Below are 14,605 nucleotides of genomic sequence, written 5' to 3' on the forward strand. Positions count from 1 at the left end.
AGATGAAAAATAAAGTTGTAAGTGCAATGGTTGCTATCGTTATAGTGCTTTTAATTTTAATTATATCACTATGGTATATGAGTGCACCATCAGAATCCTATATTCAAGGACAGGTAGATGCTACACAGATTAATGTGGCTTCTAAGATACCTGGACGTGTAGAAGATATTTTAGTAAAGGAGGGACAACAAGTTAAAGCTGGGGAGTTATTATTAAAAATAAGCACTCCTGAGATAGATGCTAAACTACTACAGGCAGAATCAGCTAAACAGGCTGCACAAGCTATGGATGCTAAAGCAAATAAAGGAGCAAGAGGTGAAGAAGTCTCTGCGACTTATAATATGTGGCAACAAGCAAAAGCTGGAGCAGAGTTAGCAGAGAAGACTTATAATCGTGTAGAGAATTTATATAAAGAGAAAGTAGTACCAGCTCAAAAAAGAGATGAGGCATATACACAGTTTAAGGCTTCACAAGAAGTAGAGAAAGCGGCTTATGCTAAGTATCAAATGGTACAAAAAGGAGCTCGTGTAGAGGATAAAGCTGCAGCATTAGCTATGGTAGGACAGGCACAAGGTGCTGTAAATGAAGTGTTGTCTCTGAAAGGAGAAGGTGATGTAAAAGCTCCACAACAAGGAGAAGTATTGACTATCATGCCTAATAAAGGTGAGATAGTGAATTCTGGTTACCCAGTGGTTAATCTAGTAGATTTGTCAGATGTATGGGTATATTTCAATATCAAAGAGAACCTAATGCCTAAGTTTAAGATGGGAAGCAAGTTTACTGCTAAATTCCCTGCTCTAGGGGATGAGATGGTAGAACTAGAAGTACAGTATATCGCTGCTCAAGGGGATTATGCTACTTGGACTGCTACGAAAACAAAAGGTGATTTTGATATGAAAACATTCTTAATTAAAGCTTACCCAACTAAGAAGGTAGAAGGTCTTAGACCAGGTATGAGTGCTTTAGTATTAGAAAGTAGTTTGAAATAGAAGATGTAATGACTAAAACAGGTTTTTTATCTATATTTATTAGTGAGTGTAAAAGGATGTTTACATCACCGCGGTTGCTTGTCTTGATGATAGGTGTACCTGTGATGTTATTCTATTTTTATTCGTCACTGCTGAGTCAAGGGATTTCACGAGATCTCCCAGTTACTTTATTAGATTTAGATAAAAGTAAATTGTCTCGTCAGTTAGGGCGTATGATTGATGCTACAGCTAGTATGGACATTGCTTATGAGGTAAGTGATGCGCTAGAAGGTCAGCAGACGATTAGAAGAGGAGATTCTTTTGCTCTAATTATTATACCAAAGGATTTTCAGAAGAATGCTCAGAAAGGCGTTTATACTAATGTAGTGTGTTACTATAATGGGCAATATCTATTGCCTGCAGGACTAATACAAAGAGACTTCCAGATGGTAGCCGGTAATCTAGCAGCTGGGGCAAAGATTATAAGTTTACAACAGAGTGGACTGATGTCAGAACAGGCTGTAGCTACTGTAGTTCCTACAGGGACGAATAGTCATGTACTGTACAATCCTTATACAAGTTATGGATACTATCTGACACTTGCTTTTATGCCGATGTCATTTCAGATTATTATTATGGTCATCTCTATCTATGTTTTTGGATCTGTGTTGAGATATAATAAAGGAAAAGAATTATTAGAACAGAGTAATGATAAGGTATTCGTAGCGGTGATAAGTAGAATATTACCCTATACATTATTGTTCTGTTTAATGGGGTTCATGATGAATAGTTTACTTTATTACCGAATCGGAGTTCCTTTTAAAGGAAACTTCTTCGTTATTAATTTATTCTTCTGTTCTTTCGTAGTGGTATGTCAGAGTATGGCCTTCTTTATGGCTTCTATTATGTCTAGCCTTAGAACAGCATTGACTATAGGAGGATCTTATGCAGCTCTAGCCTTTTCTTTTGCTGGATATACATTCCCACCAGAAGGGATGAGCGCATTCATAAGAGGGTTTAATTATATTTTTCCATTCCACTCTTATATGCGTTTTACAGTTGATTATGCTATTAAAGGATTTCAATATAATAATACACAACAGAATTACATCATTACACTTGCGATATTTGTATGTGTAGGATTGTTGTGTATCCCATTGTACTATAAAAAATTGAAGAAAGGAGGATACGATGTTTAAAGGTCTAATAGCTAACTTCGCTTTAATTACAGAAGCGTGTAAACGAGAGTTTAAACTAATCTTTTCGGATTCGGCTGTAGTGATGTCCTATATGCTATCTTTTATGTTAGTAGGATTTTTCTACTCTTATGTTTATTCACATGAGAACTTTGATGACTTACCTGTAGCAATTGTAGATCACGATCAGGCTAAGTTAGGGCAACAGGTTAGTAGAATGATAGATGCTACACATCAGTTAAAGGTAGTGTATCATACAAGTGATTTTGATGCGGCTAAGGAAGTATATGATAAAGGTGAAATTAGAGGTATTATTATGATACCAAAGGATTTTACTCGTGATATGCAAAAGGGAGAAGTACCATCTATCTCTGTATATGCAGATGCGTCTTATATGCTCTATTATAAGCAAACTATAGGAGCTGTGATGGTCTCTATGGGAACGTTCAATGCGCAAGTAGAAGTGAACAAGGCAATGGCTAAAAGTACGCCAATGGATCAGGCTATTGCTACTAGACGTCCATTTAATGTCACAGCTGTACCTCTTTATAATATTAATGTAGGATATGCTACATTCGTTATCCCAGTAGTGTTTATCATTGCGTTACAAACATTACAATTAACAGGTATGGGGATTATGGGAGGAACACTTCGTCAGAATGGGATGTTTGCTCAGGTCTTCTCTTATGCTGAAAAAAGACGTTTTAGCAATGTTTTTTTAACTTTAGGAAGAGCCTTGACTTATTTGATTATTTCAATGATATTACTTTTAGTAGGATTGCTTATTATCATGCATGTTTATAATTTGCCCCAACGAGGAAATATATTTGAGATTATGGTCTTTTTGATTCCTGTTATCTTGTCTATTACCTTTATGGGAATGACTTTAGTCAACTTCTTTAAAAGAAGAGAAGAGGCGATTATGAGTGTTACGGTATTCTCTATTCCAGCTCTAATGCTTAGTGGTACTTCATGGCCTACAATAGCCTTTCCAGCTTGGATAAAAGGTGTTTCTGTATTGGTACCAAGTACGTTAGGAGTAAAAGGATTTATATCTCTTACACAGTTCGGAGCATCACTGACAGAAATTAGCGATGTCTTTATTAAAATGTGGGGTATTTGTATTTTTTATTTTATCTTTGCAGTCTGGACCAACAGAAGGTTAAGACAAACGAAAACAACTAATTCAATATAGCTTTAGAGCTAATAAAATTAAAAAAGCAGAAGTATTTACTTCTGCTTTTTTGTTATAATTTAATGTTTTAGATTAGGATGTTGATTAAGTAAACGTTCTTTAAATCGTATTCCCATCACTCTACCTTTACCTAAAATATCTGTAATAGATGAAGAAGAATCAGAAAGAGGGATTCCTTGAGTACCATTAGTTACTCTATCAAAGAATATAATTTCAATGTTTTTACCATCTTTTTCAAATACTAGTTTATTACTTACTTTATTTCCTGTAGTAGCCAACATTCTAGTTGTTTTATCTACATTGCTTAGTGGAGTGATTTTAGCTCTTTTTAGTTGACTACTAGTTATCGTAAAAAAGTCAGACTGCTCACCTTCTATAAAAAGGATGTAGTGAATGTCTTCACCTACTAATACTAAATAAGCTGCATTGGCTGCTTGTGTATAACGTGCTCTCACACCTATTAATCCCCAGCCTAACACTTTTAACCCAGTAAATAAGGTGCTTTTAGTCTTAGACGTTAAATTAGTGATGTAAGCACATTCAGTAAAAGCATCAATTTTCTCATGTGGAAAACGTTTTACTAGTGGGCTGTAAATACGTTGAAGTAACTCTTCTTGAAATTCTTCACTCTTAGCAACCATATTCGGGCTTTCGTATTCTTTTATGGAGTTTTTACCCCCTTTTATGTAACATAAAAGCATAGAAATAACTACCTCCAAAAACAAGGACTATAACAACAATTATTATAGGATTCATAGTAATATAATTTTAATTAATTTAAAGTGTTAAAATTAACTAAATTGCTATGTTATTGTGTGGTGTTGTTTGTTTTAATGTGGTTTTAATTAGTTTTTTATATTTAATTTGTATATTCCTGATTCGTTCTTGTCATTATCAGGGTCCTCACATAGTAAGAATTCTAAGTTTTTTCCTTCTTGACTATATAAAGTTAATCCTTCGAATTTATGTGTGTTACTTATGGTTAGTGTCTTTTCTACTTTTAATTTTTTGGTATCTATACGTCCTAGTATAGTTCCTTTTATTTCTCCATCAGCATAGGTTGATTGACCATCTTCTGCAGCAGCTAAGAAGTATATCTTGTCTTCTACTTTAATAGCGTCTGTAAAGCTAGTCTGTACTTTATTAAGTTTTGGTAATTTGATAGGCGTATAAGTGATTTGAAAATCATTTAGAATATTGTTACCCTTTACTACGAATACTCCATTAGCACCTTTAGGTCCATTTCCTCGATTAAAGAAATACCATAGATCGTTGTCAAAAATTACACCTTCTATATTAAAGTCCGCTTCACTTAGATTAGCAAAACTCTTCATAGAATCATATAGTATGTCTAGTTCGTTTTCTGAAAGGACTTCGTGCGTCAGTCCGTTTACTTCTACTAAGTTTATTCTATTCGGTTTAGAGCCAGAACCAAAAATATAGTAGTTTAACCCATCTGTAGTGATTGCTTCATAATCAGGTTTAATAGCTTTCTCTATATTCTCTTGACTTAGATTGTCACTTGATAAAGACGTTTTATAAAGATGATTATTCTCTAAACTATAGTGATAGAAGTAAGTGGAGTTGTCAGAAATGATATGGAGTTGGTTGTCATTATACACTAAGCCAGATGCAGCTCCAATGCCTAATATCTGAAAAAGTAGTTCAAGTGCAATTTGTTTCATGGAATAAATATTATATAAAAGCTGAGTAAATTAAAATAAAATAGTAATTTAAGCTTAAAAATTTCTGAGAATGAATATAGAAGAAAAATATAGAATAGACAACAAAGTTGAATTAGAAAAATTATCAACTGTACCTGATTTGAATTTATCAATGACGAAGGCATTTCGAAAAGTAGAAAAACTGAGTCGTAACTTAGGTAAGTTTCAGGATGTGATGTATGCTCATAATCGTTATAGCGTATTAATCTGTATACAAGGAATGGATACTGCTGGAAAAGACAGTTTGATTAGAGAAGTTTTTAAAGCTTTTAACGCTAGAGGGGTAGTGGTACAAAGTTTTAAGAAACCTACGTCTTATGAATTAGAGCATGATTATATATGGAGGCATTATGTGACCTTGCCTGAGAGAGGGAAGTTTACTGTGTTTAATCGTAGTCATTATGAGAATGTATTGATTTCTAGAGTTCACCCACAAGTAGTTTTAAATGAAAGAATACCCGGTATTAATAAAGCAGAAGATATAACAGAAGAGTTTTGGGACAAACGTTATGAAGAGATAAATAACTTTGAGAAACATATTAGTAATAATGGAGTAATAGTCTTGAAGTTCTTTTTGCACTTAAGTAAGAAGGAGCAGAAGAAAAGAATATTACGTCGATTAGAAAAAGAAAAACACAATTGGAAGTTTGAGCCTAGTGATATTAAAGAAAGAGAGTATTGGGATGACTATCAAAAGTATTATGAAGAGGCTATTAATAGGACATCTACAGCAGAATGCCCATGGTATGTATTACCTGCTGATGATAAGGCTTATTGTCGTTATGTGTTTGCTAAGATATTAGAAGAAGTATTTAATAAATATGACGATATCAAATTACCTAAACTAGACCCTGAGATTCAAAAGGATCTGGATATGTATATTGAGAAATTAAAAAATGAAGAGTAAATAAAGTTTATAGATTCCCCACTTACTATAGATTGGTTTATAATAATCATATAAAGAGGTAAAAGGATGAAAAGAAAGATAGTTATTCTGATAAACACATTGATGTTACTTATTGTATTGGGGTGTAAGGATACCGATAAGAGGAAGGAGGTCGCTGTAGAAACCAATATGGTGGAAGAAAAAGAGGAGACAGTAGAAGAAGAGTATATAGGTAATAATGATGAGGATTCCTTTGTTCTCTCACCTGATCATGAAGTAAATTCGATTAAAGTTGATTTTGATGGAGATGGAAAAGAGGAGTTATTCGAAATATTCAAAGGAGGAGGATATGAGAATTATGCTATAATAATTACTTGGGGCAATGGTGAGAAACATATAATAGGCTCTATTGATGGAGCAACACATTATGAACTCATTCCACAATGGGAGATTCTATGGATGCAAAGAATATCTGTTGTGGAGAAAGGAACAGTTTTATTTGACTATATAGATGGTGAGGGAAATTATAGAAATGAAGAAGATGTTCCAGAAAGTGAAAAAGTTATTTTAAAGAACGAAGGACTATCGATAGGTGTAGGAGATTCTTGTGGTAGTGGTATACTATATTGGGAAGAAGGGGAATATAAATGGTTTCAAACAAGTTAATATGTAAAGCCAATTCTAATACTAGAATTGGCTTTATTGTTCAGTTATGTTTCTATTTCTTTTTGCTTTTCTTTTTTAAAGAAAATCCGTAGGCTACACGGACAGCAAGTTGATCAGTGTTATAATCATTGTAGTTCTCATAACGAAGACTTACATCTACATAGCGATTAGCAAAACCGATAGATGGTGACCAAATAAAGGTATTTCCCATTCCTGAGTGAGTACCGATACCTGCTCCTAATTCTCCCATAGCATAGATGTTTTTGTTTAAAAACTGTTTAAATCCTGCTTTTATTGGAACTAATCCTAAATCTCCTTCATCTCCATTAAATAAATGAGTATAACCTGAAGTTAAAGTAAATGAGGTTTTTTGACTAACGTCATATTGGATTCTAGCATCTACACCAAGTGCAGCATCATATTTAGAATCTAAAGGCATACCTCCGTTTAGACCAAAACCTACTCTAAATCCCTTAGGATAATAAGGCTTGTCTTTCTTTTGAGCTGCAGCTGGCATTGCAACTAAAATAGCACTTAGTGCTAACACTGTAAGTGAAATTTTTTTAGTGAGTTTAATCATGAGGATTGTGTCTTTATTTTGTTGTTTGAGAAAAATATACTGCAATAAACTTGCCGTTTGAAAAGACGTTTTTGTTTATTCGCGTAATTAAGAGGACGAGTTTCCGTATACAGTAGTTATATTTGCAAAAAAATTTTAAATGAATTTATCTATTTATTATAAAGAATTTGGGTATAATATACGTTTAGCTTATCCTATTATATTAGCTATGTTAGGACATACTGTAGTGGGGGTAATAGATAACATATTAGTTGGAAAGATAGGAGCTACAGAATTAGCAGCAGCTTCTTTAGCGAATAGTTTTGTTTTTATTGGAGTAGCCTTAGGTGTCGGATTTTCAACAGCTTTGACTCCTTTAGTAGCACATAGTGATGCTGCTAATGACACAGAAGACGGACGCTCTGTTTTTATTAATGGCTTGTTTTTATGTACTACAGTAGGATTGGTTTTATTTGCTTTGATTTACCTTTGTAAGCCTTTATTGGTTTACATGGGACAGCCTGAGGAAGTTGTTTTATTAGCCCGACCTTTCTTAGATATTGTTGCTTTATCATTGATTCCTTTAGTGATGTATCAAGCTTATAAGCAATTTGCAGATGGAAAATCAAAGACAAAAAACGCTATGTATGCAACATTAATAACCAATATTACTAATTTAATATTGAGTTATTCATTAATACATGGTGTGTGGTTATTCCCCAAATTGGGGATGATAGGTGCAGCTTATGGTACACTTATTGCTCGTATAGTGATGTTGGTATATATGCATTTTGCTCTTCATAAACAGGATATTTTTAAGCCATTTATGAGTAATCTTAAATTTAATGAAGTTAAAAAAGAAATGCTGAATAAGATTACAAAAATAGGTATTCCTTCAGGAATGATGAGTTTCTTTGAAGTGGCACTTTTTGTAGGTGCAGTATGGTTATCTGGAATGATAGGTACAGAGGCACAGGCTGCTAATCAGATTGCATTGAGTATGTCTTCGATGACTTTTATGTTTGCAAGCGGGTTAAGTGTAGCTGCGATGATTAGAGTAGGGAACCAAAGAGGATTAAAGGATTATGTAAAGTTAAGAGTAGTAGCGAGGTCTATTATCTTAATGGCAGTAATGATTTATACAGGTTTTGCAATTCTTTTTGTTTTATTTCATCAGTATATTCCAATGTTATTTTTAGATAATAATGACCTCGAAAATGCTGTAATGAATCAAGAAGTGATTAAATTAGCAGGCACATTATTACTTGTAGCTGCAGTGTTCCAAATATCGGATTGTATACAAGTAGTAACATTAGGAGCGCTTAGAGGACTTCAAGATGTAAATATGCCTATGGGAATTACTTTTGTGTCTTATTGGATCATTGGATTTCCTATATCTATTTACCTTGGATTATATACTAGTGTAGGAGCAGCTGGGATATGGATAGGTTTATTAGCAGGGTTAACTACTGCTGCAATATGCTTATACTGGCGTTTTCATACATTGTCAAATAGATTAATAAACAATAATTAGAAATAATATGGAGTTACCAAAATTCGTACTAGCTGATAATACTGAGTATCCAGAGGATATTTTTATTATACATTTAGAATTCCCTAGATTTATCATCAACTTAAATACTGATGAGGTAGAGTTCTTAGAAACAATAGAAGAGTCTGAAGAAGCAGAGATAGAAGCAGAGATGGAAGGACTTATCGTGAAAGCTGGTGAGTTTTACGAAAGAGAGATGGAGCGTTATGTAGATGACGAAGAATTAGACGAAGAAGACTAATATAGAACAAGCTAAATAGTACTAAACTATTTAGCTTGTGAGTTAAAATATAGATCTAAGATTTTATGAGCAGCTGCGAAAGGTGATAATTCACTGTTTTGCACTGCTTTTTTGTTTTCAGTAAGCATTGCTTTTATCTCTGGATGATTGTAGAAGTTCATTAATATGTTTTCATTTATAGTTTCCATCATCCAATATTGGTTTTGTTCTTGACGTCTATTGTCGAAATAACCATTTTCTTTGGTTAGTGTAGTATATTGATTGATGATGTTCCAAATTTCTTTTATTCCTGTGTTTTCAATAGCACTACAGGTACTTACTTTTGGTGTCCATCCAGAAGGTTTCTTAGGGAAAAGGTGTAAGGCTCTATTATAATCAAGTTTAGCCATATGAGCTCTTTTTATATTTTCACCATCTGCTTTATTGATAATAACAGCATCTGCCATTTCCATAATCCCTCTTTTAATTCCCTGAAGTTCATCACCAGCACCAGCTAGATTGAGTAATAAGAAGAAGTCTACCATACTCTGTACAGCAGTTTCACTCTGTCCAACCCCTACTGTCTCTACAAGTATAGTATCAAAGCCACAAGCTTCACATAAGATTATACTTTCTCTCGTTTTTCTAGCTACTCCACCCAAGCTGTCTCCAGAAGCTGATGGACGTATAAAAGCATTCTCTTCTCTGACTAACTCTTCCATACGTGTTTTATCTCCTAAGATACTTCCCTTCGTAATACTACTACTAGGATCTATAGCTAGTACTGCTACTTTCTTGCCAAGGCTAGTAAGTAAGAGACCGAAGGCTTCTATGAATGTACTCTTTCCAACGCCAGGTACACCTGTTATACCAATACGAACAGATTTATTAGCATAAGGAAGACATCCTTGTACTATTTCATCTGCTTGTGCGTGATGTAGTGGATTTAAACTCTCAATAAGTGTGATGCCTTGACTTAGAGCTACTTTGTCTTTAGCAATAATTCTTTGGATGATCTCCTCAGTAGATATCTTTTGTTTACGTCTAGCTTGAAATTTTGCAATAGCATTTTGATTGGTGGTATTAGGTTGTTCTATACCTTCGTTTTCAGTTAACGCTGATTTATTATAATTATGCTGTGACATATTTAAGAATCTATTGGGTTGGTGTAATGATAAAAGGTAAAAGTACTAAAAATAGACATATTTCGAAATTTATTTGAACGGTTAGGACGGTATATATACAACCTATTATATTTGGGCTTAACGAAAAATGACGTAATGAATACTAAACTTTTTGCACCCAAAACATTAGTAAACAAAATCAATGAACAAACAGTAAATCAGAAAACAGTTTTTCCAATTCTATTAGCAATAAGCTTTGGACATTTATGTAACGATTTTCTACAAGCTATAGTTCCAGCAGTCTACCCATTACTTAAGACTAACTATAACTTAAGTTTTGCACAAATCGGAATGATTACTTTTTGTTATCAAGTTTCTTCCTCTTTACTTCAACCTTTAGTAGGTACTTATACAGATAAACATCCAAAGCCTTATTCACAAATGATAGGTATGATCTGTTCTATGTTTGGAGTTATATTACTTAGTTATGCCCCTTCTTATGCAATGGTACTATGTGCTGTTATATTAATAGGTATAGGGTCTTCTATATTCCATCCAGAGTCATCTAGGGTATCTTATGTAGCTTCAGGAGGGAAACGTAGCTTAGCACAATCTATTTTTCAGATTGGAGGTAACACAGGAACAGCTTTAGCACCATTGTTAGTTGCATGGATAGTATTGCCAAAAGGGCAACAACATTTGTTATGGTTTTTAGTTGTTGGTTTTATTGCTCAATTTGTGTACGCCTTTATCGGAGGATGGTATAAAGATGTATTAAAGAGTCAAGTAGGAAAGAAGAAGAAGGTTATTCGTATTCCTGAACTTTCTAAGTTAAGAGTATGGACATCTATTGTAGTTTTACTATTACTTATCTTCTCTAAGTATTTCTATGTAGCTAGTATTTCTAGTTATTTTCAGTTTTATACAATGGATAAGTTTGGTATAAGTGAAGTACAAGCGCAAGTTTACCTTTTTTACTTCTTGTTAGCTGTGGCAGCAGGAACTTTAATAGGCGGTTTCTTTGGTGATAAAGTAGGACGTAAATACATTATTTGGTTTTCAGTATTAGGAGTAGCTCCGTTCACGATGTTACTACCTTATGCTTCTTTAGAGTGGACAGGTATATTAATTGTGATTATCGGTTTAATCCTATCCTCAGCATTCCCATCTATATTAGTGTATGCACAAGAGCTATTACCACGTAAAATAGGTATGGTGTCAGGCTTGTTTTATGGTTTTGCTTTTGGTATGGGAGGTTTAGGATCTGCTGTTCTAGGATGGTGGGCTGACCGTACTTCTATTGAGAATATCTATATGATTTGTGCTTATTTACCTTTAATTGGGATTATAGCAGCTCTGTTACCAAATATGAAAAAAGTCAAATTTAGAGAAGAGGAGTAGTATCTATTAATTTAAAGTGTATCTTTAAGAGAATCAACCTTTAAACTAGATATTATGAGAATAGCGTATATTACACTATCGATAAGTATATTATTTATTTCTTGTGGAACAAAAGATAAATTGACTTCTGATAAAGACAAGTATAAAAAAGAGTATGAGCAAGCTCTAGTTAGTTACAATAAAAATAATGAGCCTCAGATTTATAATAACTCTAATGCTCCTGTATTAGAAGCTGAAAAACCTCTTACCTTAAAGTAAGGTTATATAAAAAAGGCGAGTAAACAGTTGTGTTTACTCGCCTTTTTTTAGTTATACTTATTTATTATAATATCTTTCCTGATAAAAACATGGCTGCTATAGAGAAGTAGATGATTAATCCAGAAACGTCTACTAGTGTAGCAACAAACGGAGCTGACGCAGTGGCTGGGTCCATTCCAAACTTTCTCAATATAAATGGTATTAACGAACCAGATAGGGTACCCCATAAAACAATGAATAGTAAAGAGACTGATACACTTAGTCCGATAGCAATCCAGTGTTCTCCATAATCATATATGCCTGCTTCTTGCCAAATGAAGATTCTTACGAAACCAATAATTCCTAAGATACCTCCTAACATTACTCCTGACGCAATCTCTTTTCGCATTACATACCACCAGTCATTTAGTTTTAACTCACCTAATGCCATGGCACGTATAATAAGAGAAGCCGCTTGAGAACCAGAGTTACCACCACTAGATATAATTAAAGGAACGAATAGTGCTAATACAACTGCCTTCTCTATCTCATCTTCAAAATGTCCCATTGCAGAAGCAGTTAACATTTCTCCTAAAAATAAGATAATTAACCAACCCGCTCTTTTTCGTACTAATTCGAATAGTGGTGTATGTGTATAAGATAAATCTAATTCTTCCATACCCCCGAACTTTTGGATATCTTCTGTATCTCTATCTTTAATAGCATCTAAGATATCATCGAAGGTTACTATACCTACAAGTACTCCACTTTCTGTTATGATAGGTAGTGCAGAACGATCGTATTTCTCGAATATGTCAAAAGCATCTTCTGTTTTTGTAGTACTTGTAATAGAAGCAAATGTGTTGTCTATTAAGTCTGCTATTAGTGTGTTTTCGTCTGCTAGAACTAATTCACCTAGTTTTAAGTCATCAATTAATCTATTGTGATCATCTACTACATAGATATAGTTTAATGTTTCAGCTTTTTTACCATACACCTTGATATGATCTAAAACTTGTCTAACTGTTTTGTTAGCTTTCGTTTGGATATACAAGGGAGTCATTAAACGAGCAATACTATCTTCTTTATATCCTATTAAGTTAAGTGCAATTTGCTTTTCTTTATCGTTTAATAAGTTGATAGAGTATTTAATTAATTCATCTGGGAAATCTTCTAATAACTCTGTACGGTCATCAGGTTCTAAGTTATTAAGTACATCTGCATAATCTTCTCTTGTCATGCTACGCACTATTTCCTCTTGAATATTAATATCTAAAAAGGAGAATACTTCAACTTTTAAGTCAGGTGAAAGCTTTAGAAACGCAAGGTTTCTATCGGTTCTTTTCATCTCTGTAATTGCTTCAGCAATATCTGCTGGGTGCATGTCTTTAAAAGTCATAGATCGAAGCTTATTAAGTAGTTAGTATAATATTTTCTTAAAAACTATGCAAAGGTAATCTATACAAAGTGTACTTTAAAATTTCTAATGATTTTTTAATAAAATAAACTTCTCTTAATATTTTATCTATTTAAACTAAAGGTTATCAATAGCATTGTCTAAAATTTGTGAATCTAAGCTTTTCTTAGCTTTGGCTCCCATGTCTTTTAATTTTTGTACAGAAGTTATTAAGTTTCCTTTTCCTTCACTTAATTTATTGAAGGCATTATCGTATTCATTTCTCGACTCATCTATCTTCTTTCCTACTTTTTGTAAGTCAGTGACTAGTCCAACAAATTTATCGTACAGCAAGCCTGCTTGTCTTGCTATTTCATAAGCATTTTCTTGTTGCTTGCGCTGGCTCCACATTGTTTCTATTGTGCGTAATGTCGCTAATAGAGTAGAAGGGGTTACTATGACGATGTTTTTTTCAAAAGCCTTAGTATATAGTGTATTATCTGCATTAATTGCTATAGAGAAGGCTGTCTCTATAGGGATAAATAGCAATACAAAATCAGGACTTGTACCTCTGTATAGTTCGTGGTAATTCTTTTCAGACAGCCCATCTATATGTCTTTTTAAAGAAATTAAATGCTCTTGTAAATAGCGTTTTTGCTCTTCGATATCTACAGTATTGATATACTGTTCATAAGCAACTAAGGATACTTTAGAATCGACTACCATATGTCTATTGTCAGGTAAGTAGATTACGACATCAGGCTGTAGTCTATTACCTTCCTCAGAAGTGTAGCTTTGTTGAGTTTCATATTCTCTACCTTTTTCTAAACCAGATTTTTCAAGTACACTTTCTAGAATCATCTCTCCCCAGTTTCCTTGCATTTTATTATCTCCTTTTAAAGCCTTTGTTAGATTAAGGGTTTCTTGACTCATCTTTTGGTTTAGCTGTTGTAACCCAAATATCTGTTGACGCAATGCAGCATGATGGTCAATACTTTCTTTATGTGTTTGTTCTACTTTTTGTTCGAAGTGTTGTATTTTCTCTTGTAGAGGTGATAATAGCGTTTCTAAGCTAGCTTTATTCTGCTTAGTGAACTTATCACTTTTCTCCTCTAATATTCGATTAGCGAGGTTTTCAAACTCTTTTGTGAACTTCTCTTGAAGATTAGCAGTCTCTTGTTGTTGTGATTCTAATCGTTCTTGTAAATTAATGTATTCTGTGTCTCGAATAGATATACGTGCTATTAGTTCCTGATTGTCTAATCGGATAATCTCTAAGTTTTCTTCTATTGTTTTCTTTTCGCTTTTTAGTTGATCTATCAGTTTATCTTTAAAGTCGTTGTCTGCTTGTAGCCTAATAAAATCTCCAGATGAGGTAGTTTCTTTTTTACCTGATTTACCAATAAAAAAAGCGATGATAATTAGAATAGCTAATAAGCCTATTAATATTTCTTGTGACATGTTTTTTGACAATGAAGTTA

15 protein-coding genes are annotated in these 14,605 nt (G+C 33.6%); 9 read left to right on the top strand and 6 right to left on the bottom strand.

All coding sequences use genetic code 11. From position 1 onward, the window contains the following. Positions 1–2 precede the first annotated feature (2 nt). The 3 genes from MPR_RS04495 to MPR_RS04505 are packed head-to-tail and all read left to right on the top strand — an operon-like array spanning position 3 to position 3,359. Positions 3–989, top strand: a complete 987-nt coding sequence (locus MPR_RS04495) for an HlyD family secretion protein (protein WP_041889627.1) — start codon at positions 3–5, stop codon at positions 987–989. A gap of 56 nt (positions 990–1,045) precedes the next feature. Next, positions 1,046–2,167, top strand: coding sequence for an ABC transporter permease (locus MPR_RS04500; protein WP_235280532.1), 1,122 nt, complete (start codon positions 1,046–1,048; stop codon positions 2,165–2,167). Then, entirely contained in the window at positions 2,160–3,359 is a 1,200-nt protein-coding gene (locus MPR_RS04505; protein WP_041889633.1) for an ABC transporter permease, read from the top strand. Before MPR_RS04500 ends, MPR_RS04505 begins: the two co-directional genes overlap by 8 nt. 59 nt (positions 3,360–3,418) lie before the next feature. On the opposite strand, the gene MPR_RS04510 is transcribed toward MPR_RS04505, so the two are convergent. Together MPR_RS04510 and MPR_RS04515 are read right to left on the bottom strand one after the other, a co-directional pair. After that, complete coding sequence (locus tag MPR_RS04510; protein ID WP_139177114.1) at positions 3,419–4,000, bottom strand: hypothetical protein; 582 nt, start codon at positions 3,998–4,000, stop codon at positions 3,419–3,421. A 204-nt stretch (positions 4,001–4,204) separates the two neighbouring features. Beyond that, entirely contained in the window at positions 4,205–5,044 is an 840-nt protein-coding gene (locus MPR_RS04515) for a DUF6929 family protein (protein ID WP_041889639.1), read from the bottom strand. Between the two features lie 70 nt (positions 5,045–5,114). Between MPR_RS04515 and MPR_RS04520 the strand changes: the two genes are divergently transcribed. Together MPR_RS04520 and MPR_RS04525 are read left to right on the top strand one after the other, a co-directional pair. After that, positions 5,115–5,990, top strand: a complete 876-nt coding sequence (locus MPR_RS04520; RefSeq protein WP_041889642.1) for a PPK2 family polyphosphate kinase — start codon at positions 5,115–5,117, stop codon at positions 5,988–5,990. A gap of 66 nt (positions 5,991–6,056) precedes the next feature. Beyond that, positions 6,057–6,635 (top strand): hypothetical protein, encoded by a 579-nt coding sequence (locus tag MPR_RS04525; protein ID WP_052472637.1) that lies wholly within the window; start codon positions 6,057–6,059, stop codon positions 6,633–6,635. A gap of 52 nt (positions 6,636–6,687) precedes the next feature. On the opposite strand, the gene MPR_RS04530 is transcribed toward MPR_RS04525, so the two are convergent. Next, positions 6,688–7,215 carry a hypothetical protein gene (locus MPR_RS04530; protein WP_041889645.1) on the bottom strand — a complete coding sequence of 176 codons (528 nt, stop codon included), beginning with the start codon at positions 7,213–7,215 and terminating at the stop codon, positions 6,688–6,690. 139 nt (positions 7,216–7,354) lie between these two features. Here MPR_RS04530 and MPR_RS04535 point away from each other — a divergent pair, with 139 nt between their 5' ends. After that, complete coding sequence (locus tag MPR_RS04535; protein WP_041889647.1) at positions 7,355–8,728, top strand: MATE family efflux transporter; 1,374 nt, start codon at positions 7,355–7,357, stop codon at positions 8,726–8,728. A gap of 7 nt (positions 8,729–8,735) precedes the next feature. After that, on the top strand, positions 8,736–8,987 hold the full coding sequence (locus MPR_RS04540; protein WP_006256980.1) for a DUF8828 family protein: 252 nt from the start codon (positions 8,736–8,738) through the stop codon (positions 8,985–8,987). 26 nt (positions 8,988–9,013) lie between these two features. Here the strand turns inward: MPR_RS04540 and meaB are convergent, their stop codons facing one another. Continuing rightward, complete coding sequence (meaB, locus tag MPR_RS04545) at positions 9,014–10,111, bottom strand: methylmalonyl Co-A mutase-associated GTPase MeaB (RefSeq protein WP_041889650.1); 1,098 nt, start codon at positions 10,109–10,111, stop codon at positions 9,014–9,016. Between the two features lie 135 nt (positions 10,112–10,246). Here meaB and MPR_RS04550 point away from each other — a divergent pair, with 135 nt between their 5' ends. Continuing rightward, positions 10,247–11,491 (top strand): MFS transporter, encoded by a 1,245-nt coding sequence (locus MPR_RS04550; protein ID WP_041889653.1) that lies wholly within the window; start codon positions 10,247–10,249, stop codon positions 11,489–11,491. A gap of 54 nt (positions 11,492–11,545) precedes the next feature. Continuing rightward, positions 11,546–11,749 (top strand): hypothetical protein, encoded by a 204-nt coding sequence (locus MPR_RS04555; RefSeq protein ID WP_041889656.1) that lies wholly within the window; start codon positions 11,546–11,548, stop codon positions 11,747–11,749. A 64-nt stretch (positions 11,750–11,813) separates the two neighbouring features. On the opposite strand, the gene mgtE is transcribed toward MPR_RS04555, so the two are convergent. Both mgtE and MPR_RS04565 read right to left on the bottom strand, forming a co-directional pair. Continuing rightward, positions 11,814–13,127, bottom strand: a complete 1,314-nt coding sequence (mgtE, locus tag MPR_RS04560; protein WP_041889658.1) for a magnesium transporter — start codon at positions 13,125–13,127, stop codon at positions 11,814–11,816. Between the two features lie 135 nt (positions 13,128–13,262). After that, positions 13,263–14,585, bottom strand: a complete 1,323-nt coding sequence (locus MPR_RS04565; protein WP_041889659.1) for a DNA recombination protein RmuC — start codon at positions 14,583–14,585, stop codon at positions 13,263–13,265. Between the last annotated feature and the right edge of the window lie 20 nt (positions 14,586–14,605).

This window comes from Myroides profundi (assembly GCF_000833025.1).
Classification (GTDB): domain Bacteria; phylum Bacteroidota; class Bacteroidia; order Flavobacteriales; family Flavobacteriaceae; genus Flavobacterium; species Flavobacterium profundi_A.